26 protein-coding genes are annotated in these 24,277 nt (G+C 51.2%); 8 read left to right on the top strand and 18 right to left on the bottom strand.

Annotation, left to right across the window (positions count from 1 at the left end; genetic code table 11):
• The first annotated feature begins 12 nt into the window (after positions 1–12).
• Positions 13–900, top strand: coding sequence for an ABC transporter permease (locus BD_RS12400; protein WP_041583757.1), 888 nt, complete (start codon positions 13–15; stop codon positions 898–900).
• Positions 897–1,721, top strand: coding sequence for an ABC transporter permease (locus tag BD_RS12395; protein WP_011165103.1), 825 nt, complete (start codon positions 897–899; stop codon positions 1,719–1,721). Before BD_RS12400 ends, BD_RS12395 begins: the two co-directional genes overlap by 4 nt.
• A 1-nt stretch (position 1,722) precedes the next feature.
• On the opposite strand, the gene BD_RS12390 is transcribed toward BD_RS12395, so the two are convergent.
• From BD_RS12390 to rsgA, 6 genes are all read right to left on the bottom strand, one after another.
• Positions 1,723–3,192, bottom strand: a complete 1,470-nt coding sequence (locus BD_RS12390; RefSeq protein WP_011165102.1) for an amidase — start codon at positions 3,190–3,192, stop codon at positions 1,723–1,725.
• A gap of 51 nt (positions 3,193–3,243) precedes the next feature.
• Positions 3,244–4,344: a redox-regulated ATPase YchF gene (gene ychF, locus BD_RS12385; RefSeq protein ID WP_011165101.1), complete on the bottom strand. Its 1,101-nt coding sequence runs from the start codon at positions 4,342–4,344 to the stop codon at positions 3,244–3,246.
• Between the two features lie 35 nt (positions 4,345–4,379).
• Positions 4,380–4,943, bottom strand: a complete 564-nt coding sequence (gene pth / locus BD_RS12380) for an aminoacyl-tRNA hydrolase (protein WP_011165100.1) — start codon at positions 4,941–4,943, stop codon at positions 4,380–4,382.
• 211 nt (positions 4,944–5,154) lie between these two features.
• Complete coding sequence (locus BD_RS12375) at positions 5,155–5,793, bottom strand: 50S ribosomal protein L25 (RefSeq protein ID WP_011165099.1); 639 nt, start codon at positions 5,791–5,793, stop codon at positions 5,155–5,157.
• 59 nt (positions 5,794–5,852) lie between these two features.
• Entirely contained in the window at positions 5,853–6,797 is a 945-nt protein-coding gene (locus BD_RS12370; RefSeq protein ID WP_173362281.1) for a ribose-phosphate diphosphokinase, read from the bottom strand.
• Positions 6,798–6,907: 110 nt separating this feature from the next.
• Entirely contained in the window at positions 6,908–8,017 is a 1,110-nt protein-coding gene (rsgA, locus tag BD_RS12365; RefSeq protein ID WP_231839169.1) for a ribosome small subunit-dependent GTPase A, read from the bottom strand.
• 436 nt (positions 8,018–8,453) lie between these two features.
• Between rsgA and BD_RS12355 the strand changes: the two genes are divergently transcribed.
• Positions 8,454–8,864, top strand: coding sequence for a hypothetical protein (locus tag BD_RS12355; protein ID WP_011165096.1), 411 nt, complete (start codon positions 8,454–8,456; stop codon positions 8,862–8,864).
• A 60-nt stretch (positions 8,865–8,924) separates the two neighbouring features.
• Here BD_RS12355 and rdgB read toward each other — a convergent pair whose 3' ends face one another.
• From rdgB to BD_RS12335, 4 genes are all read right to left on the bottom strand, one after another.
• On the bottom strand, positions 8,925–9,524 hold the full coding sequence (gene rdgB / locus BD_RS12350) for an RdgB/HAM1 family non-canonical purine NTP pyrophosphatase (RefSeq protein ID WP_011165095.1): 600 nt from the start codon (positions 9,522–9,524) through the stop codon (positions 8,925–8,927).
• Positions 9,525–10,256: a ribonuclease PH gene (gene rph, locus BD_RS12345; protein WP_011165094.1), complete on the bottom strand. Its 732-nt coding sequence runs from the start codon at positions 10,254–10,256 to the stop codon at positions 9,525–9,527.
• A 71-nt stretch (positions 10,257–10,327) separates the two neighbouring features.
• Positions 10,328–11,113, bottom strand: coding sequence for an N-acetylmuramoyl-L-alanine amidase family protein (locus tag BD_RS12340; RefSeq protein WP_011165093.1), 786 nt, complete (start codon positions 11,111–11,113; stop codon positions 10,328–10,330).
• 112 nt (positions 11,114–11,225) lie between these two features.
• Entirely contained in the window at positions 11,226–11,750 is a 525-nt protein-coding gene (locus BD_RS12335; protein WP_157865710.1) for a hypothetical protein, read from the bottom strand.
• A 475-nt stretch (positions 11,751–12,225) separates the two neighbouring features.
• Between BD_RS12335 and BD_RS12330 the strand changes: the two genes are divergently transcribed.
• A complete protein-coding gene (locus BD_RS12330) occupies positions 12,226–13,425 on the top strand; it encodes a coiled-coil domain-containing protein (RefSeq protein ID WP_157865709.1) in 1,200 nt (399 codons plus the stop codon).
• Between the two features lie 54 nt (positions 13,426–13,479).
• Here BD_RS12330 and BD_RS12325 read toward each other — a convergent pair whose 3' ends face one another.
• The 3 genes from BD_RS12325 to BD_RS12315 are packed head-to-tail and all read right to left on the bottom strand — an operon-like array spanning position 13,480 to position 15,923.
• The gene (locus BD_RS12325) at positions 13,480–13,971 is read right to left on the bottom strand and encodes a hypothetical protein (protein ID WP_011165090.1); all 492 of its coding nucleotides are present in this window, start codon (positions 13,969–13,971) and stop codon (positions 13,480–13,482) included.
• A 15-nt stretch (positions 13,972–13,986) separates the two neighbouring features.
• Complete coding sequence (locus tag BD_RS12320; RefSeq protein ID WP_011165089.1) at positions 13,987–15,129, bottom strand: mechanosensitive ion channel family protein; 1,143 nt, start codon at positions 15,127–15,129, stop codon at positions 13,987–13,989.
• 2 nt (positions 15,130–15,131) lie between these two features.
• Positions 15,132–15,923: an undecaprenyl-diphosphate phosphatase gene (locus tag BD_RS12315; RefSeq protein ID WP_011165088.1), complete on the bottom strand. Its 792-nt coding sequence runs from the start codon at positions 15,921–15,923 to the stop codon at positions 15,132–15,134.
• A gap of 172 nt (positions 15,924–16,095) precedes the next feature.
• On the opposite strand from BD_RS12315, the gene BD_RS12310 reads away from it, so the two are divergent.
• Together BD_RS12310 and BD_RS12305 are read left to right on the top strand one after the other, a co-directional pair.
• Positions 16,096–17,637 carry a S8 family peptidase gene (locus BD_RS12310; protein ID WP_011165086.1) on the top strand — a complete coding sequence of 514 codons (1,542 nt, stop codon included), beginning with the start codon at positions 16,096–16,098 and terminating at the stop codon, positions 17,635–17,637.
• A gap of 177 nt (positions 17,638–17,814) precedes the next feature.
• Positions 17,815–18,630 carry an enoyl-CoA hydratase-related protein gene (locus tag BD_RS12305; protein WP_011165085.1) on the top strand — a complete coding sequence of 272 codons (816 nt, stop codon included), beginning with the start codon at positions 17,815–17,817 and terminating at the stop codon, positions 18,628–18,630.
• On the opposite strand, the gene BD_RS12300 is transcribed toward BD_RS12305, so the two are convergent.
• From BD_RS12300 to BD_RS12290, 3 genes are read right to left on the bottom strand one after another with little or no spacing between them, the layout of a single operon-like run.
• A complete protein-coding gene (locus BD_RS12300; RefSeq protein ID WP_011165084.1) occupies positions 18,618–19,448 on the bottom strand; it encodes a DUF6279 family lipoprotein in 831 nt (276 codons plus the stop codon). The two genes, BD_RS12305 and BD_RS12300, sit on opposite strands and share 13 nt — an antisense overlap.
• Positions 19,445–20,023 carry an inner membrane-spanning protein YciB gene (locus tag BD_RS12295; protein WP_011165083.1) on the bottom strand — a complete coding sequence of 193 codons (579 nt, stop codon included), beginning with the start codon at positions 20,021–20,023 and terminating at the stop codon, positions 19,445–19,447. The genes BD_RS12300 and BD_RS12295 overlap by 4 nt, the downstream gene beginning before the upstream one ends.
• Positions 20,020–21,375, bottom strand: coding sequence for a dihydroorotase (locus tag BD_RS12290; RefSeq protein ID WP_011165082.1), 1,356 nt, complete (start codon positions 21,373–21,375; stop codon positions 20,020–20,022). Before BD_RS12290 ends, BD_RS12295 begins: the two co-directional genes overlap by 4 nt.
• A 91-nt stretch (positions 21,376–21,466) precedes the next feature.
• Between BD_RS12290 and BD_RS12285 the strand changes: the two genes are divergently transcribed.
• Both BD_RS12285 and BD_RS12280 read left to right on the top strand, forming a co-directional pair.
• Positions 21,467–22,444, top strand: a complete 978-nt coding sequence (locus BD_RS12285; RefSeq protein WP_011165081.1) for a hypothetical protein — start codon at positions 21,467–21,469, stop codon at positions 22,442–22,444.
• A gap of 5 nt (positions 22,445–22,449) precedes the next feature.
• Entirely contained in the window at positions 22,450–23,175 is a 726-nt protein-coding gene (locus tag BD_RS12280) for a HEAT repeat domain-containing protein (protein ID WP_011165080.1), read from the top strand.
• Between the two features lie 30 nt (positions 23,176–23,205).
• On the opposite strand, the gene BD_RS12275 is transcribed toward BD_RS12280, so the two are convergent.
• Complete coding sequence (locus tag BD_RS12275) at positions 23,206–23,664, bottom strand: hypothetical protein (protein ID WP_011165079.1); 459 nt, start codon at positions 23,662–23,664, stop codon at positions 23,206–23,208.
• An 11-nt stretch (positions 23,665–23,675) separates the two neighbouring features.
• Positions 23,676–24,191 carry a hypothetical protein gene (locus BD_RS12270; protein WP_011165078.1) on the bottom strand — a complete coding sequence of 172 codons (516 nt, stop codon included), beginning with the start codon at positions 24,189–24,191 and terminating at the stop codon, positions 23,676–23,678.
• Between the last annotated feature and the right edge of the window lie 86 nt (positions 24,192–24,277).

Below are 24,277 nucleotides of genomic sequence, written 5' to 3'. Positions count from 1 at the left end.
AAAACAGTGGAAATGACAGCGTCGCTAGGGGTCCTAGCGGCGTTGACGTTTGTGCTGTTGAAAGCTCTTCCGGGCGGTCCTTTCGATGAAGAGACGGCCCTGAATCCCGTGGTGCGCGAAAAGCTGGCGCAACACTGGGGACTGGAACAAAGCCTTCCTTCCCAAATAGGGAACTATCTTCTGTCCGTCGTGCAAGGGGACTTGGGTGTCTCGATGTCGAAACCCGATCGCACGGTGGTGGAAATCATCGGCCAGGGTTTGGGTAACACACTGACGTTAAATGCCATCGCGCTTTGTGTGATTTTGGTGGGCGCCTTTGTGATCGCCGTGGCCGCCGTAAGATTCCGTGAAACTTGGTTTGAAAATCTGGTCGATCAGACCGTGATCGCGTTCTTGTCCTTACCCAGCCTGTTCTGGGGGCCTCTGTTGATTTACGCCTTTGGTTTTTATTGGAATCTTTTGCCCGTGGCGTTCTTGTCTTCTCCAGCGCACTACATTTTGCCCGTGGTGACTTTAAGTGTGCGACCGCTGGCCTCCTTGATTCGTTTGTTGAAAAACTCCCTGAATGAAAATCTGCAGCAGGATTATGCCCGCACCGCCAAAGCCAAAGGCGTCGGCGTGTGGGGAGTTTTGATTCATCATGTACTTAAAAACTCGCTGATTCCGTTTTTAAGTTATGTCGGTCCTTTGACTGTGTCGCTGCTGTCAGGTTCTTTCCTGGTCGAAGTTTTGTTCGCCGTGCCTGGTTTGGGCAGTGAATTTATCGCCGCCTTGAACGACCGGGATTACACTTTGATTGTGGGCCTGACGTTGTTCTATGGAACTTTGTTGATTGTGGTGAATTCCTTTATTGATGTGCTGCTGAAGCTGGCGGATCCACGCCTGCAGGAGCGCGCATGAAAAAGGTGCTTTTGGTTTTTGCCATTTTGTTCCTTTCCACTCTGGTGCTGGCCACGGTTTTCTATCCGTGGGTGTTGAACAGCTCGGGGCTTGAACAAAACGTCGAAAGCATTCTTTTACCGCCCGGATCAGAACACTGGTTCGGCACGGACACCCTGGGTCGGGATCTGTTTGCCCGGGTGTTGATGGGCGGGCGCATTTCTTTGCTGGTGGGCCTGGTGGGTTCGTTCCTGGCTTTTATGATGGGCTTTGTTTACGGGGCCATTGCCGGTTGGAGCGAAGGGATTGTCGATCGCATCTTGATGCGTTTTTGTGACATCCTGATGGCGGTGCCAAGTTTCATTCTGGTGTCGGTAATGTGTTTAAGTCTGCAGTTGCTGCTTCCATTTGAAGATCCGCTCACTCGGGCATTGATCGGCTTGTGCATCAGTATTGCGGTGACCCACTGGATGAGTCTTGCGCGCGTCACCCGCGGCATGGTTTTGGAAATCAAACGCAAGCCCTACGTGGAAGCGGCAATTTCACTAGGTGGCAGCCGTGTGCACGTGATGCTTCGCCATGTGCTTCCGAATATGCTGGGAACACTGCTGATTCTGGTGGCGATGCAGATTCCGACCAATATTTTGTATGAAAGCTTCATGAGCTTTATCGGCCTGGGAATTCATCCCCCCTATACAAGCTGGGGAATTTTGGTGCGCGAAGGGTGGAAGACTCTTTCAAGCTTCCCGCATCTGATCTTGTATCCAAGCCTGATGTTGTTCCTGACCGTCTGGAGCTTCCACATCATCTTGGATCATCTACGCACCAAATACCGTATTTAAGCTATAGGTTTTTGGGCGGCTGCCAGCCGCCGAAAGTCGTTTCCAGGAATTCCGCACACGCCAGCGTCAGATGGTCTTTCATGTAAGGACCGACCACTTGAACTCCCAATGGAATACCGTCTTCGTTCAGGCCCATGGGCACGGACGTCGCTGGATGTCCTAGAGTCGTAAAGATCGCCGTGTAAATGAAATCAAACGGGGACCATAGCGGAGCTCTGTGTTTCGGCGCCACACGCGGGTGCGGAGGCAGAATCAAAATTCCGTCCGCTCCCAGTTTTTCATCCAGGTCGGATTTCATCTTGGCCAAGGCCTGCATTTCTTCAGTGAAGTCTTTTTTGCGGGTGTCAAAAATTTCAGCCAAAGACACCAGCAGATTTGGCAGGGTGTAGTTACCTTTACCGAAAGTCAGCTGCAGGATTTCTTTCCCAATCGACAGATGCTGGGTGGGACCCATCAGGGTTTCATACAAGTTTCTGTTCTTCGAGTTTTTCACCGCCGCAAACCACAGTTCGGCAGAACGGACGAAGAATCTTGGATCCAGTTCTTCAACGTGGGCGCCCAGTTCCTCAAAGAGCTTTCCGCAGTTTTTCACCACTTGCACCATTTCATCATCCGTTCCGCGCGCGCGGTGGAAGACGGGGTTAGGACAAATCAAAACCTTGCGGCCTTTCCATTCCTGGGACAGTTCTTCCATGGTCGGATTTTTCAGCGTGTGCTGATCGATATCATCAGAACCCATCAGGATCTTCATCATCGGCGCCAGATCCACGGCTTTGCGGGTCATCGGCCCCATAGACGTGTACGGATACTTTTGATCCAGCAACAGCGTGCGGAAGTCATTTTGTTCAAACGGGAAGTGGCCGGTCAGTGGCAACAAATAGCGAGACGGCTTGTGACCAAAGACCCCGCAGAAGGACGCCGGCATGCGGATGCTGCCGCCGATATCACTGCCAAGACCCAGCGGAGAAGCCCCCGCGCCGATCAAGGCACCTTCACCACCGCTGCTGCCACCACAGGTGCGGCCCAGGTCATACGGATTGCTGGTGCGACCGTAAACAGGATTGAAGCACTCAAACCAGAATCCCAGTTCCGGCACATTGGTGGTGCCCATGGGAATGCCACCGGCTTTTTTCATTCGCGCGACAACTGTGGCGTCCCAGTCCATCACGTCATTTTTGTGATGGATGCTGCCCCCGGTGCGTTTCATGCCCTGGTAAGAGAACATTTCTTTGACGGTGAAAGGAACACCGAACAGTGGCGGAAGATCCGAATTGTTCTTCGCCAAAGTTTCAGTCTGTTCGTGCGCCAATTTTCTGGCACGGACGAAGTCATCTTCGACCATCGCATTCAAGGCCGGGTTCACCTGTTCGATGCGCGTGATGTGCGCCTCAAGAACTTCAGACGGGGAGACTTCTTTGGTTTGAACTTTTTTATGCAGATCTAATGCGGATAATTTCAGTAGTTCATTCATACAAAATAAAAAAGGGGCTTTGCGGCCCCTTTTTCCCTTCTTAAGAAGAAATTAAACGTTAAATTTGAAGAACAAAACGTCGCCGTCTTTCACAACGTACTCTTTGCCTTCGATGCGGTATTTACCAGCGTCTTTGATTGCTTGCTCAGATTTGTACTTGAACAAGTCTTCACAGTGGTAAGTTTCAGCTTTGATGAATCCACGCTCAAAGTCAGAGTGGATCACACCCGCCGCTTGAGGAGCTTTGGTGTTTGCACGGATCGTCCATGCACGCACTTCCGTCACACCTGCGGTGAAGTAAGTCTGAAGCCCCAAAAGTGTGTAAGCTTCGCGGATCAGGCGGTTCAAGCCTGGCTCTTCCGCGCCCAGTGCATCCAGGAAGTCCTTGCGTTCTTCTGGCGGCAACAAAGCGATTTCAGCTTCCATCGCAGAACAGATCAGGATGGTTTTGTTGTTTTCTTCAGCGGCGCGGGCTTCAACAGCCTTTGTCCAGTCATTGCCACCGGCTGCGAAGTCAGCGTCGTTGACGTTCATCGCGTAAAGAACCGGCTTGGCGGTCAGAAGGTGCATCTCTTTCAAAGCAACTTGCTCCATCTCGTCCAAAACCACAGCGCGGGCAGGAAGACCCTTGCCCAGAGCTTCTTTGATTTTCTTGGCAACTTCGACATCCAGTTTCAGCTTTTTGTCAGTGGAGTTTTTCGCCTGTTTTTCCGTGCGCTGAAGGCGCTTTTCAACAGAGTCCAAATCTGCCAGCAACAATTCAGTGTTGATGATTTCGATGTCACGGATAGGCTCCACAGAACCCGCCACGTGAATGATATTTGGGTCGTCAAAACAACGAACCACATGAACGATCGCGTCTGTCTGACGGATGTGGGACAGGAACTGATTTCCCAAACCTTCACCCTGGGACGCACCTTTTACGATACCCGCGATATCCACGAACTCCATAGTTGTCGGAACAACTTTTTGAGGTTTGATGAATTCAGTGATTTTATCCATGCGAGGATCTGGAACTGTCACCACGCCCACGTTCGGGTCGATAGTACAGAATGGATAGTTGGCCGCCTCAGCCTTGGCAGATGTCAGAGCATTGAAAAGCGTGCTCTTACCCACGTTCGGAAGACCTACGATACCGACTTGAAGTGCCATTGAAAACTCCTTGCGAAATGACGGCTCAATCTAGCCTAAGTGTTGAATTTTGTCGAAGCTTTTTGAATTCCATCCAGGATGATGCTTTCCACAGCATCGCCGGCTTTGTTCAGGAAATCCGGCATCTGCGCGAACTCTTCCTTGGTGAACTTACCCAGGACGTAATCAGGCACGGGGATATTCGGGTTGGCCGGGCGACCCACCCCCAAACGCAGTCGGGTGTAGTCCATCGAGCCCATCAGCCCTGAAATGCTTTTAATGCCGTTATGGCCGCCGTGCCCACGGTTTTTCTGGATTTTCATCTGCGCAAACGGCTGGTCAATTTCGTCGTGGATGACGATCAGGCGTTCCAGAGGGATTTTATAAAATCCCATCAGGGGTTGTACGGATTCGCCGGACAGATTCATGTACGTCTGGGGTTTGCAAAAGATAACCGGGTGGTCCTTGATTTTCGCCTGAGCGATTTCGGCTTTGAACTGATTTTTGATCGGGGGATTTCCCAGGCCTTCCATCAGAAAGTCCACGGCCATAAAGCCGATGTTATGACGGGTCAGCTTGTACTCGCCACCCGGATTGCCAAGACCAACAATCAACCACATTTTTCCTCCATAACGGCCGATGAAAAAGGCCCATCCGACTGCGTTGTCGGGCGGCCTTCTCGCTCCGACGTGCTTGGAGCACGCCTGCGCTGCGAGGGCCTACTCCGCCTTGCGGCTGAACCTTTTTGATCAGCCTTTGAAGTGGGGGTAGGGCAAAAAAAGAGGCAGCTCTGGTGAGCTGCCTCTTTGGAATTCAAATCTTTGCTGGAAATTACTTTTTCGCAGCAGGAGCTTTTGCAGCCGGAGCAGCAGCAGCAGGAGCCGCGGCAGCAGCAGGTGCAGCAGCAACTTCTTCTTCTTGAGCGTTAACAACCGCGATAGTTTGTTCAGCGCCAGTGATCATTTTCACGGAACCAGAAACTTTGATGTCGGAAACGTGAAGAGCGTCACCAACTGCCAAGTTAGAGATGTCAGCAGTGAAGAACTCAGGGATTTCAGTTGGCAAGCACTCAACCTCAACGGAACGAAGAACTACGTTCAACAGACCGCCTTCAGAAAGACCGATAGCTTTACCTTCAAGACGTACTTCAACGTTAACGCGAACCGCTTTTTTCAGATCCAAAGCGAAGAAGTCTACGTGTTGTGGACGACGAGTCAATGGGTGTACGTCTACAGACTTGATCAGAACAACGATGCCGTTTGCTGTCTTGTCAGAAGATTTCAAGTTGAAAAGAGCATTCTCGTAAGCGCGAGTGTTGTACTTAACGATTTCTTTTTCACCAACGGAAACGTTAGTTGGAGTTACAGCTCCGTAGATAACAGCAGGAACGTTACGGCTAGTGCGCAGGCCACGGCTGTTGTGTTTACCAGTTTCACGAGGTTCAACTGTTAGGTCGATTCTTGTTTTCATGTATTTATCCTTCTAGTCCAATAGAGGAAGTTAATAATATCCACCCGAAGGTGGGTTAGTTAGTCAAACAATGAACTTACGGAGTCATTTCCGTGGATTCGCTTCATGGCTTCGGCCAGGACCGGAGCTACTGAAACCACTTCAATTTTTCCGCAGTTTTTCGCCGCTTCAGACAGCGGGATCGTGTCGGTGACCCATACTTTTTCAATAGGGCTTTCCTTCAGGCGATTGATCGCAGGACCTGACAAAACAGGGTGGGTTGCAACGGCGAACACACGTTTTGCCCCATTCTTATACAGGCTGTCAACTGCTTGTGTAAGAGTTCCCGCCGTATCGATCATATCGTCCACGATGACGGCCGTTTTGCCAGTCACATCCCCGATCAGGTGCAGGGCTTTGGCCTCATTAGGGCCGGAACGGCGTTTATCGATGATCGCCATGGAGGACTCAATTCTCTTGGCAAAGGCCCGGGTTCTTTCGACCCCGCCGGCGTCTGGACTCACTGCAACAAACTCGGAGCCCTGGCCGTAGGCATCCCGCCAAGCGCGAGCCAAAGTCGGAATTGCGAACAAGTGGTCTACCGGAACATTGAAGAAACCTTGGATTTGGGCGGCGTGCAGGTCCACGGACACCACACGGTCGGCTCCCGCGGTTGTCAAAAGGTCCGCCATCAATTTGGCCGAAATAGGGGCGCGCGGGGCCACTTTTCGATCCTGGCGGGCGTAACCGTAATACGGGATCACGGCGGTGATGGAGGCGGCGGAGGCCCGGCGAAGGGCATCGAGCATCACAAACAGCTCCATGTAGTTTTGATTTACAGGAGGGCAGGTGCTTTGGACAACAAACACATGTTGCCCGCGGACGCTCTCGTGTATTTCAACTTGGATTTCGCCATCAGCAAAACTGCTGACTTCACAGTATCCGAGCTCAACTCCTGCGGCTTCGGCTACTTTCTTGGCTAATGTGGGATTGGCATTGGCGGAAAAGATCTTTAGGCCCTTCATCACTCGTAGTCTCCTGAGTCAAAAGTGCGTTTAAAGGAAGCTAGCAAGGGGTCCAGATTTTGTCCAACGAAAAGGGGGTCTTTTTTGACCCCCTTTGCCGTGGGAAATACCTAGATTTCCCCTCTGGATTTCTGTTTTACGCGCACCCGCAGGCTCTTGGTGATTTTCTTCCATTTTTGACGCTCCTCCCGGGCGATTTCGGGGTTGGTTTTGCGTTCAAAATACCGCAGTTCCCGTTCCAGATTTTGAAAACTTTCCCAACGTCCCACTTCCAGCTCTTCCGAGGCCAAAGCCGCCTGCACGGCGCAACCCGGTTCGGTCTGATGTTGGCAGTCCTTAAACCGGCAATGGGTCGCCAGTTCCAGGATGTCGTCAAAGAGGTTTTCAAAACCTTCCCGATGATCCAAAAGCCCCAGCTCTCGCATGCCCGGCGTGTCCATCAAAAGGGCGCCGGATGGCAGTTGATACAAGGACCTTGAAGTGGTCGTGTGTTTGCCTTTGTCGTCGTCTTCGCGGATGCCTTGGGTTTTGATCTGCTCCTTTTCCAAAAGCAAATTCCCCAGGGTGGATTTACCAACCCCGGACGACCCCAAAAGCACCACGGTCTTTCCGGGCAGCAGGTGAGTCTTTAGCGGCTCCAGACTTTCAGGATCCAAAGCACTCACTGCGTGCACGGGGACTGCGGGATGGCGGTCCTCCACTTCGGCGATGAGGCCTTTAAGGTCTTCGGCCAGGTCGGCTTTGGTCAGCACAATCACCGGCGAGGCGTTGGATTCCCACGCCAGGCTCATGTAGCGATCCAGGCGTTTCAGGTTGAAATCCTGATTGGCCGACACCGCCACAAAGATCACATCCACATTCGCGGCCACGATCTGCGCCCGGGCCCCGCTGCCGGGTTCCTTGCGGTAAAAGCAGCTTTGGCGGGACAGGACCTCGTGAATGACCGCATGCTCATCATTGGAATGCAGCTCGCAGATCACCCAGTCGCCCACGCCGGGATATTCCAAGTTTAGGTCAGAATGTTCATAGCGAAATTTTCCTGAAAGCTGCGCCAGGGCCTTGCCTTCATGGTCGTTTTTAAAAAACACCACACGGTACATTTCGCGTTCTTGATTAATAATACGTCCAACGACCTCGTGCGATTTAAGCGGTCGAAGTTCGATTTGCGCCTGTAAAAGCGCGTTCCATCCCCACAGGGGAAAGATTGATGAAATAGTCACGGATAACTCCATTGAATAAAATTAAAATTCAGGAGCTCTCATGCGCAGAATAAGTTTTAAAAATGAAAAAACTAGAAAGACGCAAGGAGAGCGGCTTTAGCGATAAGAGATTTTACAATCATAGGCCCTCCTTGTTGGGTGTGCTTGAGAAAGTATGGACCGATTTTAAGCCTGATGCAATGGCAAAGACAAGTTTAAGAGTAACCCAAAACGTCACTGGCCCGAAAAACTGTGAAAAAGTTGAGCTGTGGCAGTTACTTAAGCCACAGCTCGGAGCGAGCCGAAAGACATCTCTAAAGCCCTGTAGTCCAATTTATCGCTACTTGGGCGGGGCTGGTATGCAGAGGCCCGAATGCTGCAAGATCTCACTTTGTAAACAAAGCCATTTTAAATAAACAAGCATTCGGCGAAGGCCAAATGAATAAAGGAGTATATTATGAAAATGATGTCTGCAATTGCCACGGCAGTTCTTGCTATTTCTACTTTTTCCACAGCGGCTCACGCGGTGACTGAGCTTGCCTGCAGCTATGAGTATAAAAACGTCGGTCAGTATCTGAAAATCGACCACAGAGTGGGTCGCGATGGTAAACTGTATCCATTTATGCGTCACAAAGAAGATAAATCAGGTGATTCTAAATTGAAATTTGGAACCGATGAAATACAATTCAGCGTTTCCGGCAATGACAAACGTATGCAAAACTGGATTTTCGTTGAAGCGTACAGCGACATCGCAGAACGCACCTTCCAGTTGGACCTGAAAAACGAGACCATCACGATCATCAAAGGTGGGCGAGTTATTTTGAATAAGAGTCCGCTTTCTTGCACTCTTACAATGGGTGGCGAATAGTTTCTGGAAAGCTATTGAATGCCTTGAAGAAGTTCCCACGAGAAGTCGTGGGAACTTTTTTTATGGGTTTACGGTCTGAAGCTTTTCCAGGAAGGCTTTTAAAGCCATCGCTCTGTGGGAAAGCAGGCTCTTATAACCTGTGCCCAGTTCCGCCAAAGTCTGAGTCTGGCCTTCCGGAATGAACACCGGATCGTAGCCAAAACCATGCAAGCCTGCAGGTTTGGAAGCAATCGTGCCCTTCATCTCGCCATTGAACACCCACTCTTCACCCGTCGGAGTGTAAACCACCGTCGTGCAAACGAACTTCGCATTCTTGTTCGGCATGGGTCTGAGTGTGATCATTTTCAAAAGTTTGGAAACGTTTTCGCTGTCCGAAGCCTTCGGTCCCGCATAACGAGCCGAATGAATTCCTGGCAAGCCGTTCAGACCTTCAACAACCAAACCGGCATCTTCACCCAGCACCCAGACATTGTTTTTCACCGCACGCAAAGTTTTGGCTTTGATGCGCGCGTTGTCTTCAAAGGTCTTTCCGTCCTCTGGACGGGGAGTGAAGGACGCAATGTCGCCTTGTGAAAAGACTTTCAAGTCCGGCAGTTCACGCAGCAGTTGTTTGTATTCAGCCAGTTTCCCTTTGTTTCCGGTGGCAATCCAAAGTTCCATTTAGGCTCCTGCGATCTTGTAGATTTCGCCCATCACGGACGCTTGGTGAATGAAGAGTTCACGGCAGCCTTTTTCAGCGACATCCATCATTTTGAACAGCTGATCGCGAGTGAACGGCACGTGTTCGGCGGTGCCCTGAACTTCGACGAACTGACCTTTGTCGGTCATTACAAAGTTCATGTCCGTTCCAATGGCAGAATCTTCATCATAGTTCAGATCCAGCAGGATTTGACCTTCATGCAGGCCGACGCTGATCGCGGAAACATAGTTGATCAAAGGCAACGTTTTGATTTCACTCACCGCATGCAGTTTTTTAAGAGCCAATGCTAGCGCCACAAAGCCGCCGGTCACCGAAGCCGTACGTGTGCCGCCGTCGGCATTCAATACGTCACAGTCGATGATGATTTGTTTTTCACCCAGTTGTTTTAAGTCCACTGCCGCACGCAAAGAGCGTCCGATCAGGCGAGAAATTTCCTGAGTGCGACCCCCGGTCATGGATTTATCACGACGGATGCGGGTGTGCGTGGATCTTGGCAGCATGCCGTATTCCGCGGTGATCCAGCCGGCACCGGTGCCCAGCAACCAGCTAGGCGCTTTGGATTCATAAGTCGCCGTGCAAAGAACTTTGGTGCGACCAAATTCCACGATGGCAGAGCCTTCAGCGTACTCGGATACATTCGGGGTGATTTTAATATTTCTAAGTTGATCAAACAGGCGGCCGTCAGCACGCATAAGAAAACTCCAGTAAGGCCGTTCAGAGAGGGGCCTTTTTTTAGTCTTAGTTTTGGGGTGATTAAAACAAGCTAATTTAAGGATTTTGCAGTGTGGTTGTCCATCTTTTCTTTGTAGGACTGCAGGGCTGTGTAGATTTTTTGAGCAAGATCGTTTTGATATTCGGCGCTGACCAGTTTTTTGGCTTCACGCGGGTTGGTCAAAAAGCCGATTTCAATCAAAACCGAAGGCATTGTCGTTTTTGAGATCACATAAAACGGGGCTTGCTTGATGGTGGCTTGAGCTGCGTTATTGTCCGTACCCCACACTTGCGTCAGGGCCTGAGTCAGGCGCAGGCTGCTGCTCAGACGGTTTTGGCGGTGCAGGTCTTCCACAATCGCCGCCACGTCGCCTTTTTTGGAAAGTTCGTCACCACCAGAGATGTCGTGCAACTCGCGGCTGTTAAGGACCATTTGGTTTTCCTGGCTGGCTAAAAACAACGCATCTTCATCCGGTGGAAGATTGTTCTGGAAGAAGAACTCCACACCCTTGGCGCGCTGATCGGACGCGGCATTGGCGTGCAGGCTGACGAACAAATCCGCTTTGGTGCCTTCGGCCATCTTCACGCGTTCAGGCAACGACAGATTGCGGTCGTTGGTGCGAGTCATGGTGACTTTGAACTTTTCATCTTTGGCCAAAAGAGTCTGCAGCTTTTGTGCGACCTTCAAAACCAGATCCGCTTCTTTGGCTCCACCATAGACAGCTCCGGTGTCGACCCCACCATGGCCGGGATCCAGCATGATGTGCAGAGCAAACGCAGAAGGGGAACAAAGAATAAGCAAAGCACCGAGGCTTCGTTTTAGAAACGGAAAGTTCATGCTGTCAGAATAAGAAAGAAGTCTTGGGTGTGTCGAGTCCAGACGGGTTCAGAGCGGGAACCTAGCCGTGGGTCAGGGTGGGAGCCTGCGCAGAGGCAGGCTCCTTGAAAGATCACTTCAGGCACAGTTGTGGTTCAACGCTGACTGGTTCAGGCAGGGCCGGGATGTCTGCTTCGGTAATTGGAGTGAGCTCGTCAGCATCGGTAAAATCAGTGGCACGAGTCTCCGCCGTAGAACCGTCACCGCCCGCGTTGGCAACGTACAGGGTGTTGTTCTGAATTTTAAAGGTGGAATAGAATTCCGTGCAACTTAGGAAGGACATGAATTCCTGAGTCAGCGGGCTTTCTGTAACTACAGTGCCAAGAGTGAAAGTGCCGTTGGTTGGGCCATTGGCTGAAATAGGTTCACCAGAGCAGGTGGTGCCATCGAACTTGTAAGTGGTTTTTGTCAGAGTGCCGTCGTCAGCGAAATGCAGGATGGCGTAATCGCTATAACCACTGCGGCCATTGTCGATGATGCATTCACCTTTCCAATATCCCGTCAGTTCAGGCTCGGTGGTGGAGCCGGGATTGGAACTGCTGTTAGAGCACGCCACTGCTGTCAGAAGAGAAGCTGCGATCACGATGTTCAAACTCATTTTTAGGTGTTTCACTCTTGTCCTTTCAAACCGTTCTTGGTTTTCTTTGTTTACAGTGGGGCAACGAACTGGATTTGGGCATCGCTCGAATAAGCGATCCAGCGTGGTTTAAAGACAAATCCGGACCAGAGTCGACGGAGCTCAGTCTTGTTTTGGGACAGGTAAACTAAAAAAATCTAAGTCCGTTTGCAGGCTTTGGTCAGAGGGAAATCTCCCACAAAGATGCGTTTATATGACGGAACCTTCCGCCAATTGTCGTTTTCTGTCAAAAACCTCGACATAGGATCTGGGCTGGCTGCGAGTTTAATCGGATCTGGCAAACAAGTAGGCATGGCATCTGCGTTGCTTTAGTACAAGGCAACCCCCCATGGCGGCCAGGACCCTCCCCCCCCAATCCTGGTCGCTTTTTTTTTGCCTAAAATCCCTATATCCTAGTTGCTATTGAACATCGATGAATCATCGAAGGAGATTTTCAATGCAGGTAAAACCACTGGGAACACTTCTCTTGGCAGCTCTTATGACCGGCACCATGCCTCTGGCAGCGTACGCACAAGTCGACAGCTCGCAAATTGAAGCCGAAGAGGCCACCGCCGACGCGGAGGCCGCCAAAGCCGAAGCCAACGAAGCGAAAAAACGCGCGGAAGAAGATCGCAAGCGCCGGGATAAAATCCGTGCCGAGTCCCAGTCCGCCATCAACAAGGCCCGCTCTTTGGAAAATGACGCCAAAAAGGAACAGGCGGATTCCGAGCGTGAGTCTGCAAAGCTGAAGGCTGAAACCAACGAACATGACAGAGCTAAGACAGCCGCTGAAAAAGAGCAGGCGTCTGCCCAGGCGCGCATCAAGGCCGCTCAGGAGAAAACTCAAAAAGCCATCCAGATTCGCGACGAAGCTCAAGCCAAGCGCAAGCAGGCGGAAAGCAAAGCCGATGAACTGCGTGACCAAGCCAAAGATCAGGAAAAGCAGGCCAACTCGGCAACTGAAGCGGGCCTAGCGGCGACGAAAGAAGCTGAAGCCGCGAAGAATGAAACCCTGAAGGCCGAACAGAATCTGTCCAAAGCGAAACTGCTGACACAAAAAGCGGTGGCCGAAGCCAAGGCTCGTGAAGCCAAAGCCAAACAAGAGATCGCCCGAGCCGAAGCCGATCGTGCCCGCGCGGAAGCCGAGATGTCCCGCCTGAAGGCGCAGGATGAACAAGCCAAGGCGATGATTGAAAAAGTTGAAGACGAGCTGAAGGCGGCCGTTGATGCTTCCAAGAAAGCCAAAGAAGAAGCTGAGTCCGAGCGCAAAAAGGTGGCAGAAACCAAGTCGCAGGAAGAAAAGCTGAAACAGCAGGCGGCCAAGGCCCGTCAGGAACTGGAAGGCAACCGCAACAATCTTCGTAAAGAGCAGGCGACAGCGAATCTGGAAATTGCCAGATCCAAAAAAGCCATTGCCGAATACGAATCTGAAGTGGCTAGATCCGAAAGTGAACTGAAACGGTTGACGGAAGAAACTGAGAAGGCCAAAAAAGAGCGTGAAAAGCTGGAAAGCCGTCTGGACTCTGCCAAGAACGAAGCTGAAGAAATCCGTATCAAGGTGGCCACGGCCAAAGCCAACTTTGAGGCCGAAGAGTCCCGTCTGGAAGCGGTTAAAATCCGCCTGGATGCCGGCTTGAAGCCGAAGAAAAAGAAATAGTCTTTACGCTAAGACCAAGAACGAAAAACCCACAAACTCAGTTTGTGGGTTTTTTTATTTCATCTTATTCAAGAAGCGGAAGTAGCGCTCTGGCTGGACGTCCACTGACATCAGGTTGCCCCGGCTGTCGTGGACTTCAGGGAAGAAAAACTTCCACTGGCCTTCGTAAAGATAGAAATTGATACCGATGGTGAATTGGACCTGGGTTTCTTCGCCGGTGGCTTCGGAATAATAGGGCACATAGAAGCTTCGCATGCGCGCTTGCGCTGGCAGGAAGCCATCCACCATGTTGATCTGATCCACAAAGGCCTTCGGGGCATCGTGAATCATGATCTTGGGATTTTTTAACTTAGAGGACCAGTTGACGAAGGCACGGACCCCCAAAGAGTTGATCCCGCGCAGCTGCTCCAGGTGAAGGTGCAGATCCAAAGTCGCCGGAATAGACAGTTCCGCCAAAGCCTTTTCATCATTTTCAAGCACTCCACCCAGGCTGACTCGAGCCAGGTTTTGGTCTTTTAAAATAACGTGGTCGACTTTGACTGACATGGCTTCGTGGTCTCCTTATTTGACCGTGGTCACCTGACTATAAACTGTTTGAGTCGGGTAAGCAAAACTGACTTTCATATCGGCTGCGATTTTCAAAATCTCAATAAAGATTCTTTGCTGATGCTCCAGCTCTTCGGGTCCAGTGTATACCTTCAAGTGGAAGTTGACGAGAACATCCAAAGAAGAGGCGTTGTAATTATTAAAGTGAACTGTCACGGTGTCCGCAATAACCTTTTCGTCCGATCTAATATAGTAACGAACGCGGTCGCAGAAGGCCTCGATCGTCTCGGGCGCGGTTTCATAGACCAAACCCAGCACCTGGCGCACGCGGCGAGCAGGACGAACACCCATGTTGTCGACCGTTTCTTTGGCCATCATGGCGTTCGGAATCGTGATCAAAGAGTTGTAGAACGTGCGGACACGGGTGGAGCGGAAGCCGATCTCTTCAACGGTGCCTTCCATGTCCTTGATCTTCACCCAGTCGCCAACCTGAAACGGACGATCAAACAAGATGGTGATCGAGCCAAACAGATTGGCAGCGGTGTCTTGCGCCGCCAAGGCCAAGGCCAAGCCCCCCAAACCCAGACCGGCCAGCAAGGACATCACATTCAGTCCAAAGCTTTGCAGCACGATCAGGAAGCCCATCACCACGACCAAGATCTTTAGAGCCTTTGAGGCAAACGGCACCAACTGGTCATCAAAGGTGCTCGAGGTTTTGGAAGTATAGTCTGCCATGACGGAACACGCGGCATCGACCAGGTAATACACCAAACGAATGATGAAGATGGCAATCAGGCCGCGCATGAAGTGTTCATAGTAAGTGGCAAACTTGCCCGTGAGCTCGGCGGCATCACCGGCCGCAAACCACAGCAGGATTACCAGGATCCAGGCCATCGGACGGTCGGTTTCGGTTCTTAGGAAGTAAGCCCAGAAAGTGTTCGGGTACTTTTTTGTGATGGGGTTGTGTTTCTTAAGGCTTTTCAGGATCAGGTGAAGCACCGGGCGAATCAAAAGCCCGACTGCGATGGCCAGGGCCAGGAAGGCCCACTTCCAGTTGGGCATCACAAAGGTGGTGGATTTTAGAACCTCAACCACCTCTGGATTGAACCAGTGGGATTCTTCGAACAAAAACTTTTCCATGGAAGACAGCTCTTTCATACTTACACCATCTGCAAATCATGCCCTGTATAGAGCAGAATCAAAATCACCAAACCCAGAACAATTCGGTAGTAACCAAAGCCCCGGAACCCATAGCGCGACACTATACCGATAAAGAACTTGATCGCAATCATCGCCACAACAAAGGCCACAGCGCAGCCCACCAGCAGCAAGTTGATCTGTGCAGGCTCAATCGTCTTGTAGATCTTTAACAGTTTGTACAGCGTGGCTGCGGCCATTGTCGGAACCGCCAGGAAAAATGAAAACTCCGCTGCCTCTTTTTTATTCATGCCAAGTGTCAATCCGCCCATGATGGTCGCACCAGAACGCGAAACACCCGGAATCATCGCGATGGCCTGGAACAGTCCGAGTTTCACCGAATCTTTGTATGTCAGATCATCGGTTTTTCGGCCCATCATTGTCAGATGAGCAAACGCTTTGTCGGCCCAAATCAGGATCACTCCACCGATAATCAGCGACCAGGCAACCACTTGCACGCTGCCCATCAGGTGTTCCACCACATCCTTTACGACGAAACCGATGATTGCCGTCGGCAGGAATGCCACGAACAGCTTGCGATAGAATCCCCAGTGAGGAAGGAAGCGTTTCCAATACAAAACCAGCACCGACATGATCGCGCCAAACTGGATGATGACTTCGAAAGCCTTTGTGAAAGAACTGTCTTCGATGCCCATCATAGAGCTGGCAATAATCATATGACCCGTGGAAGAAATGGGCAGGAACTCGGTGATCCCCTCGACAATGCCAAGGATGATCGCGTGCAGATAACTCATAGATGAACCCTCTTTCGCTGCAAAAAAACAGTCGCGAACATCATTGAAAAGAACGCCGGTGGGTTCAATATTCGATGGGTTGTGTCAAAAAATTTAAGATTTGTTTAAGATTTTTGTATTCAATGCTTAAGAAAGGTGAATATTATTTTTTCACCACGGAGGGGGTTTAATTATGAAACGTGCATTACTAGTTGGTGCGGTTCTGTTTGGTTCTCAGGCGTTCGCTGGCGAATACCTGGTGAAATATTCGAACACTCGCGCTTTCAACATGCTGAATACAATGACGACATCTAAGGTGTCCACGATCCAAATGATGGATCACAACGACACTGCTAGCTTGGTGTTGGTTGATGTGAACAAGAAACACGAAGCTCAGGCTTTGGCTTCTTTGTTGTCTCAACCAGGCGTTGAGTACATCGTTCCTAACTTCAAAATCAGAGCTTTCACAGCGCCAGTTGACGCTGCTGCTTTGAAAGAGCAATGGGCTATCGCAAAAGTTCAAGCTGAAAAAGCTTGGCAGCGCGCTGGTAACAAAGGTTCCAAAAACGTGATCGTTGCGGTTATCGATACTGGTGTTGATTACACTCACCCGGCATTGGCTCCGAACATGATCACTGGTTATGACTTCCGCGACAACGACGCTGATCCAATGGATCTGACGGGCTTCCAAAACCCAGGTCACGGTACGCACTGTGCGGGTGCGGTTGGCGCGACGGGTCTGATCGACGGTGGTATCGTAGGTCTTTCTCCTGAAGTTTCCATGATGCCTTTGCGCTTCCTGGGTGCTGACGGTTCTGGTGACCTGAACAACGCGATCAAGTCTATCGACTACGCTGTTGAAAAAGGCGCTCAGATCATTTCTGCATCTTGGGGTGCGGCCGTTCCTCGTTCTCAAGCAGCTCCGCTTCTTGAGGCCGTAAAACGTGCTGACGACAAAGGTGTTATCTTCATCGCAGCGGCTGCGAATGACGGTAAAAACAACGATAAAACTGAAATGTTCCCAGCGAACAACGGTTACCCAAATTCCATCACAGTAGCGGCTTCCGGCCCTGCAGATGCGAAACCATCTTGGTCTAACTACGGTACAGCGACTGTTCACGTTTCTGCACCGGGTGAGAACATCATGTCCACTCTTCCAAAAAACAAATACGGCAACTTGTCTGGTACTTCCATGGCAACTCCGCTTGTTTCCGGTCTGGTGGCTTTGATGAAAGCTCAAGATCCTTCTCTGACTGGTGCGCAAATCCGCGCGATCCTTCAGACGACAGGTGCTAAAGTTTCCATCGAAACTGCATGTAACTGCCGCGTTGACGCTTACGAAGCGGTTGAAGCTGTTATGTCCAAGAAAATGGTTGTAGTTCCGGCTGCGGCAACTATCAAACCTTCTGAGACTCTGGCTTTGTCTGTTCTTCACGGTAAAGCGCCATTCAAATTTGCTTCCAGCAACTCTTCTGTAGCTTCTGTATCTGACAACGGTACTTTGACTGCAGCTTCCAACGGTTCCACTGTTGTGACAGTAACTGATGCTGACGGTAAAACGGCTTCCACTCTGAACATCCACGTGGGTGCTTCTTCCGGTGGCGGCAACAATCCTCCGCCAGACAACGGTGGTGGTTTGCCTGACCCAGGTCAACCTGGCGAATGTCCACTTGGTGATCCAGCGATCTGCCAAATCATCTGCCAAATCAAACCAGACCTACCATTCTGTCAGTAGTGACGAACAAAAAAAGGCTCCCTCAGGGGAGCCTTTTTTCGTTCTAAGAGGGAGCGGCCTATGAGATGCCAACTGCTGCGTTGGTCGGCGTCGACGTACCAGGGGTACGCCTCCTTCTTCCGCCTTGCATTTGACATCTCCTAGGTCGCTTCGGTAGCGTCGAGGGTAGGGGGAATCTTGTCTTTTTATTCTCAAGCTTTTACGCATCTTTCGGTTCAGAAGAAAAATCATACGCTTTGGGTTACGCTTGCTAATCCGGAGCAGAGTAATGCTATTTCGCTTGAGATGGTGGAATCGTTGACTCGGGTTTTGAGGTTTGCGGATTTTGATTCTTTGGTGCGGGTGATTGTTATTACTGGTGAAGGAACCTCGTTCTGTGCTGGTGGTGATGTGAAGGCTATGCAGAACAAGACGGGCATGTTTGCTGGGGAATCGAATGAGCTTCGTATGCGTTACATGCATGGTATTCAGCAGATTCCTAAGTGTATTGAAGAGCTTTCTAAACCGGTGATTGCCATGGTCAATGGGCCGGCGATTGGGGCTGGGTGTGATTTGGCGATGATGTGTGATCTGCGCATCGGCACTGAAAAGTCCAAGTTTGGCGAGACCTTCGTAAAACTGGGGCTGGTTCCAGGGGACGGGGGCAGTTTCTTCCTGCAGCGGGTGATTGGCTTTAGTAAGGCCATGCAGATGTCTTTGACCGGGGATCTGGTTTCAGGGGCTGAAGCGTTGAACTGGGGGCTTTTGAACTATCTGGTGCCGGTGGAATCTTTGATGGCTGAAACTGAGAAGTTGGCGGACAAAGTCGCTGGCAATGCGCCGGTGGCGGTGCAGATGACGAAAAAGACCATGAAGATGGCGTATATGAACGATCTTGCCACGATCTTGGATCTGGCGGCGGCTTATCAGGGGATCACTCAGCGCACGGAGGATCACTTCACGGCCCTGGAAGCGATGAAAGAAAAGAAAGCGCCCGAGTTTCAGGGGCGCTGAGCGATCTTGTCCAGATCCTCGGCTCTGGATATCAGATTATCCCTTAGCACATTCTTTTGCGAGGAACTTAAGCTCTGCCAGAACTGCTCGGTCAGAAAAGCCTGGAAGGCGGCTTTGTGTTTATTCAGCGCTTCGGTGAATTCCGGCAGGCGGCTGGCTTCATAGTCGACAAAATAGTCCGCCACAAACTTTTGCAAGGCCGGGGGATTATGACTGGCCGCCAGGAAAAGTTTTAGCGTGTGTTCGCGGCTTTTGTTTTGAAGCTCCCACGGATAGGGGTGGGCTTTTAAGAATTTTTCGATTTCATCTTGTTGTTTCACGGAAATCCCGCCGATCCAGAATTCCAAACTGCGGCGATAGCGTTTGTAGGCTGTCTTCAGCGCTTCTTCCGGGGTTTCGTTGTCTTCCTGGGTTTCAGTGATGTCTTCGCGGACTTTCCTGGCGAAGTGTTCAAACTGCGCTTTTGTCAGGGTGCCGGCAGTTTTAAGTGCCGAGTCTTTGAAGTAGTTCGTGCCTTTTTTGAAATAACTTTGAATCTCCAGAAAGTTTTTGGCGACCAGGTCCTTGTTGATCTGTTCTTTTTTGATTTCTGGTTCCAGACTGCGGAAGGTTTTTGCGACTTCGGGGAACATCTCTTTGCGCATCTTGGTGATGTCGTTTTGGATGTTTTCTTTCAGTTCGGATTTTTGTTCGCTGGTCAGATCAAAATAGCGATCCGCGCGGGACGTGGCGGTGATGTCAGCCCAGCGGACCATCATGTCCAGCTGGCCGCACCCGGTGCACAGTAATAAGATAATTCCCAAGATCAGGTTTTTCATTCTGATCTTTGTTTTAGAACGATCCTTCGAAGCAGAACAGCCTCAATGACAAGATACAGAATAAAACTGACGGTCAGGCCGAGGCCTTTTAACAGCGCCCAGTTGGTGGTGCTCCACTCGAGGGCCGCCCACGTTGCCAAGACGGCATGAATGGCAAAGAAAACACCCGTGCGGAAGGTGATTCCGGCCATGCGTGATTTGATGATCTCCGGAAACTGCTGCCCCTGCTGTTCTGCAAGATAAACCAACAACGGCTTTTTGACGATCAGCGAGCCCCAAAGCACAATCGCAAAGGCCCCTTCCATCAAAGCGGGCTGAAGTTTAAACCAAATGCCTTCGGAAGAAATCAAAGAAATCGCCCCCAAGCCCAGCAACATCCCGTTGCCGATCCAGGTGATCTTTTGAACTTTCTTGTGGCGGTAAAGTTCCCAGATGATTTCACCCAAACCAAAAATCATCCCGGCAATCAGACCGGGAATGATTCCATAGTATTCTTCAATCAGGGTGAAGGCGATAACCGGCAGCAGGCCGCCAAAGAACAGGCCCGCCGCAGTTTTTTTCGGAGCTGGAGTCATGAACGGGTTTCCAAGAAGTCCACGGCCTGACCTTGGCTTGGCAAAACGACTTGATCATTTTCCATCACAAGTTTTCCGCCCACAATCGTGTGCGTTGGCCATCCGGTCACACGCATGCCATGGAACGGAGTCCATCCGCAGCGGCTGGCGATCCAGGAATTATCAATCGTCATCTCTTTTTTCAGATCCACAATCGTGATGTCAGCGTCGAAACCTTGGCGCAGGCGACCTTTGTTTTTGACACCAAAGACGCGGCAAGGATTTTCGGTGACAAGTTCGGTGAACTTTTTCAAAGACAGTCGGCCGTCGTGCACGTGATTCAGCATGATCGGCACCAAAGTTTGCACACCCGGAACCCCGGACGGACTTGCCGGGTAGGGACGGTCTTTTTCTTCACGGGTGTGGGGCGCGTGATCTGAACCAATCACATCCACGGTGCCATCCAAAAGCGCTTTCCAGATGCGGTCCATGTGGCGTTTTTCACGGATCGGCGGATTTTGCTGGGCATAGGTGCCCAGCTTGTCATAACAATCCGGCGCATACAAAGTCAGATGCTGAGGCAGCACTTCAACCGTGGCGATGTCTTTGGCGTCTTTTAGCAGATCCATTTCTTCGCCGGTGGAAACGTGCAAAACGTGAATCTTACGTCCGGTTTTTCGGGCCAGTCTCAAAAGACGGGTGGTCGAGTTCACGGCCGTTTCCACATCACGCCATACCGGGTGATAGTGGGGGTCGGCCATGTCAGTGGCAATGTGCTTGCGTTCACGCAGGCGCATTTCATCTTCGCTGTGGAAGATGATGCGGCGGTGGCCGCGCTTCAGGATTTGTTCCAGGGTTTCGTCGTCCTCGACCAATAAGTTCCCGGTCGAGCTTCCCATAAAGATTTTCACGCCCGAGCAGTGAGGCATCAGCTCCAGTTCCGCGATATGGGCGACGTTGTCATGGGCTCCACCGATAAAGAAAGCATAGTTGCAGTGAGCGCGGTTTTTGGCTCTTTGCAGTTTGTCTTCGAAAGCCTCTTTGGTGGTGGTGGAAGGGTTGGTGTTTGGCATCTCAAAGATGCTGGTGACTCCCCCTAAAACCGCCGCGCGGGTGCCAGTTTCAAGGTCTTCTTTGTGAGTCAGGCCGGGTTCGCGAAAGTGCACCTGGCTGTCGATAACCCCGGGAAGGACGTGCAGCCCGTGGGCTTTGATGATTCTGAGGGCGGGCTCGTTGATGGAGTCGCGGATTTTTTCGATGCGTCCATCTGTAATGGCGATGTCGGCCTGGTGCTCGATAAGGCCACTTTCAGAGGGGTGGGGGAGTAGGCAGATCCCGCCTTGGATAATCAGGTCATAGGGCTTTTGAGACATAAGTATCACCTCGAGATGGAATCACGCTAACCCGAATACCTTCAAAGGTCCAGCATTGACGGGGCCCTTGGGATGGGTGAGAATTTGAATTGTGACAATTGATAAATTTCTGTCCTTTTGGGATCACCACAATACCTCGATCATTGAGGGCCTTCTAGGGCTCATCATCCTTCTTGCGTTGTTCTTGGCCTTCCGGGCCTTTTTCGCGAAGAAAGGTTCTTCATCCATATCTGCAGAAAACGGTCAGGGTATTGATGCGGCTCAGCTTGAGAAAACGCTGCAAAAGATCCTCGACAGTCAGGCTCAGGCACCGGCGGCGAAATCCCGTGCGGCGGCGGAAGACCTGGGTGTGGATGTTGAAATGGACGAATCCCCGCTGACGACCAAGAAAGCCACCGCGGCGGCGGCAGCAGCTTCGGCAAGCGCAGCAGCCGGTGAAGCCGCGGCAGAGTCCGCAGCGGAAGTGGCGCAATTGCGTCTTTCGTTGTCTGAAAATCATCAGAAAGTTGAAACCCTTCAGGCGCAATTGCAAGAAGCTCTTGCTGCAGCGCAAGCCGCCTCCGCAGGCGGTGGAGCTGGCGGCGGTGAAGGCGGAATGTCTTCGGCGGAAAAAGAAGAACTCAACGGCAAGCTTCGTGATCTGGAAGCGCGCCTGGCGGAATATGAAATCATCAGCGAAGACATCGCCGATCTTTCCCGCTATCGCGATGAAAATGAAGATCTGAAAAAACAACTGGAAGCGTTGAAGGCTGCTCCTTCGCCTGCGGCTTCGGCGGCACAAGGGGCGGCGGTTAAGGAACCAGTTCCAGAACCAACTCCGGAACCGGCAGCCCCGGCAGCAGAAGTGGCGGCAGAACCTGCTCCGGAAGCTCCGGCGGACAGTGGTGGCGGTTCTGATTTGATCGATGATGATCTGATGAAAGAATTTGCAGCAGCGGTGGAAGGTCAGCGCGCTTTGGACAAGGCCGCTGAAAAAGCCGGTGATGGCAGCGAAGAAGCCGCCAAGAACGGCGATGAAACCAACCAGCTGATGAGTGAGTTTGAAAACTTCGTCACCAAAAAGAGTTAAAAGCTATGAATAAGATTCTTGTGGCCTCTGTTTTGATTGCGGGACTTTCTTCAAGTGCTTTGGCAGCAGGGCCCAAGGGTTCATCCAGCACTTTAACTTCGGCCCTGGAACTGCTGAAGCTTCCTGGTGAAAACCGCCGTATGGTGGTCCAGGTTCAAGGTGAAAAATACTACACTCAATTTGTGTCTTTGGCGTTCAACGAGGCTCAACCCATGAGTCTTCGCTGGAAGGCTTTGATGGCGGCGGCGGAAGCCCGCGGCCCTAAATCCACGCCGGATCTGGTGCGTGCAGGGGATTCCAGTCAGTGGTTCATGCGAAACGCGGCGCTGATTGCGCTGAGTGAAGTGAACACCGACGAAGCCCAGAAGCTCGCGCAAAAGCTGATCAAAGATAAAGCCCTGGTGGTTCGTTCCGCGGCGGTGGAGGTTCTGGAAAAGAGCTCTTCTCCGGAAGTTCGTGACCTTTTGTGGGAAGAGCTGAACCAGAAATACAACTTCAAAAACGCCCACAGTCTGTGGATCCGCCATCAGATCGTGGATGTCCTGGCAAAAAAACCGATGGATCGCGAGCTGAAGACTTTTGCGGATCTGCTCTCAGATTCGGATACTAGGGTTCATCTGCCAGCGGTGCGGGGGCTTGAGCGCCTGACCGGGGTTCGCTTAAGCGACAAACCGATCAAGCAGACAGCCCTGGTCGACATGTGGAAAGACTATATTAAGAAGAACAACTAATAAAAAAGCCGGGTCACCCCGGCTTTTTCTTTATTCAGTGGCAGGTTCTGCCTCTGCGTTTTCGATTTCCTGCTTTTCATCCGCATTTTCTGCGGCCTCTTCCGAGTCCTCTTCGCTGGAAACGTCCGGTTTGGCTTTGGCCAGGTTGTCGTTCACCGAAGAAGGGGTTTTAGCCAGAACCGAGTTGCAGGCAGGTTTGGCTCTGAAGAAGTGCTTCCACATTTCTTCACCTGGTTTGCCTTTGATTTCTGGATCTTGCAGCTCAGACCCCATGTAAGAGCTTGCCCCAGAGAATTCTTTCAGACGTTTTAAGCGAGGAATCTTGCGTTCGCCGTCACATTCGCCTTGGGAAGCCTTGCCCCCTTCCGCGATAAAGCTGAAAGCTTTCGGCGGAGTTCTTCTTTTCGCCCAAGCGGCAGAGTCTGGGGTCATGATCGGTTGAAGCAACAAAACACTGGCAAGGATCGCTAATTTTTTAAGTTTGTTCATGGTCAAAAATCCTAGAAGCCCGCTTTTTTCAAGGCTTCGTTGACGATAAGTTCTCGTTCAATGCGATAGAAGATGATCTTTTCTTCCAGACCGTCGGTTTCCATCGTTTCAGGTTCGCTGAAGAAGTCGCGCAGGATCTCCATGCGCTTTTCAATGGTGACTCGGGTGGATTCTCGGCCTTCGGTTTTACCTTTGGCAAAGATCAAGGTCAGTTTGTAGCGAATCCCACTGGAAGGCGGGCGCTGTTCGTTCGGTGGAATCCAGCCGTCGACGCCTTTGATGTATTCGGTTTCGATAACGCCGGTGTCCTGGTTTTCCTGGGCAATCGGGTATTTCAAAACCGCGTGCGCGGCACGCCAGACGTTGTCGTAAGAAGCAAAGAAGACTTTTTGTTTGTTGATCTGTCCCATGCGCTGGTGGGCAGAGGGTTTTTTGTCAAAAAGACTGCAACCCACGAATGTGCATCCTGTGATAATCACAAGTCCCATCAGAACTTTTTTGGATAGAATGCGCGCTGGATTAGACATCTAAGAAAAATCTAACAGCAACTTGGCGCTTTTGGAAAGCTTTTTGGCGCGAAAAAAAAGCCGCTTCGGGATGAAGCGGCTTAAGG

This window comes from Bdellovibrio bacteriovorus HD100, from assembly GCF_000196175.1.
Taxonomy (GTDB): Bacteria; Bdellovibrionota; Bdellovibrionia; order Bdellovibrionales; family Bdellovibrionaceae; genus Bdellovibrio; species Bdellovibrio bacteriovorus.
Note: the sequence above shows the minus strand (reverse complement) of the source record. Positions and strands in the feature narration are given on the sequence as shown.

Coding starts and splice junctions, on each gene's coding strand:
- ychF (WP_011165101.1), bottom strand. CDS start 4,344: ATGGCACTTCAAGTCGGTATCGTAGGTCTTCCGAACGTGGGTAAGAGC.
- BD_RS12375 (WP_011165099.1), bottom strand. CDS start 5,793: ATGAAAACAAGAATCGACCTAACAGTTGAACCTCGTGAAACTGGTAAA.
- BD_RS12300 (WP_011165084.1), bottom strand. CDS start 19,448: ATGAAAAACCTGATCTTGGGAATTATCTTATTACTGTGCACCGGGTGC.
- BD_RS12295 (WP_011165083.1), bottom strand. CDS start 20,023: ATGACTCCAGCTCCGAAAAAAACTGCGGCGGGCCTGTTCTTTGGCGGC.
- rph (WP_011165094.1), bottom strand. CDS start 10,256: ATGCGTGCTGACGGCCGCCTGTTTGATCAACTTAGAAATATTAAAATC.
- BD_RS12320 (WP_011165089.1), bottom strand. CDS start 15,129: ATGAAAGAGCTGTCTTCCATGGAAAAGTTTTTGTTCGAAGAATCCCAC.
- BD_RS12325 (WP_011165090.1), bottom strand. CDS start 13,971: ATGTCAGTCAAAGTCGACCACGTTATTTTAAAAGACCAAAACCTGGCT.
- BD_RS12270 (WP_011165078.1), bottom strand. CDS start 24,191: ATGTCTAATCCAGCGCGCATTCTATCCAAAAAAGTTCTGATGGGACTT.
- rdgB (WP_011165095.1), bottom strand. CDS start 9,524: ATGGAACTTTGGATTGCCACCGGAAACAAAGGGAAACTGGCTGAATAC.
- BD_RS12310 (WP_011165086.1), top strand. CDS start 16,096: ATGAAACGTGCATTACTAGTTGGTGCGGTTCTGTTTGGTTCTCAGGCG.
- BD_RS12280 (WP_011165080.1), top strand. CDS start 22,450: ATGAATAAGATTCTTGTGGCCTCTGTTTTGATTGCGGGACTTTCTTCA.
- BD_RS12340 (WP_011165093.1), bottom strand. CDS start 11,113: ATGAACTTTCCGTTTCTAAAACGAAGCCTCGGTGCTTTGCTTATTCTT.
- BD_RS12335 (WP_157865710.1), bottom strand. CDS start 11,750: ATGAGTTTGAACATCGTGATCGCAGCTTCTCTTCTGACAGCAGTGGCG.
- BD_RS12355 (WP_011165096.1), top strand. CDS start 8,454: ATGAAAATGATGTCTGCAATTGCCACGGCAGTTCTTGCTATTTCTACT.
- BD_RS12315 (WP_011165088.1), bottom strand. CDS start 15,923: ATGAGTTATCTGCACGCGATCATCCTTGGCATTGTCGAGGGGATCACC.
- pth (WP_011165100.1), bottom strand. CDS start 4,943: ATGTGGTTGATTGTTGGTCTTGGCAATCCGGGTGGCGAGTACAAGCTG.
- BD_RS12275 (WP_011165079.1), bottom strand. CDS start 23,664: ATGAACAAACTTAAAAAATTAGCGATCCTTGCCAGTGTTTTGTTGCTT.
- BD_RS12290 (WP_011165082.1), bottom strand. CDS start 21,375: ATGTCTCAAAAGCCCTATGACCTGATTATCCAAGGCGGGATCTGCCTA.
- BD_RS12400 (WP_041583757.1), top strand. CDS start 13: ATGACAGCGTCGCTAGGGGTCCTAGCGGCGTTGACGTTTGTGCTGTTG.
- BD_RS12370 (WP_173362281.1), bottom strand. CDS start 6,797: ATGAAGGGCCTAAAGATCTTTTCCGCCAATGCCAATCCCACATTAGCC.
- BD_RS12395 (WP_011165103.1), top strand. CDS start 897: ATGAAAAAGGTGCTTTTGGTTTTTGCCATTTTGTTCCTTTCCACTCTG.
- BD_RS12390 (WP_011165102.1), bottom strand. CDS start 3,192: ATGAATGAACTACTGAAATTATCCGCATTAGATCTGCATAAAAAAGTT.
- BD_RS12330 (WP_157865709.1), top strand. CDS start 12,226: ATGCAGGTAAAACCACTGGGAACACTTCTCTTGGCAGCTCTTATGACC.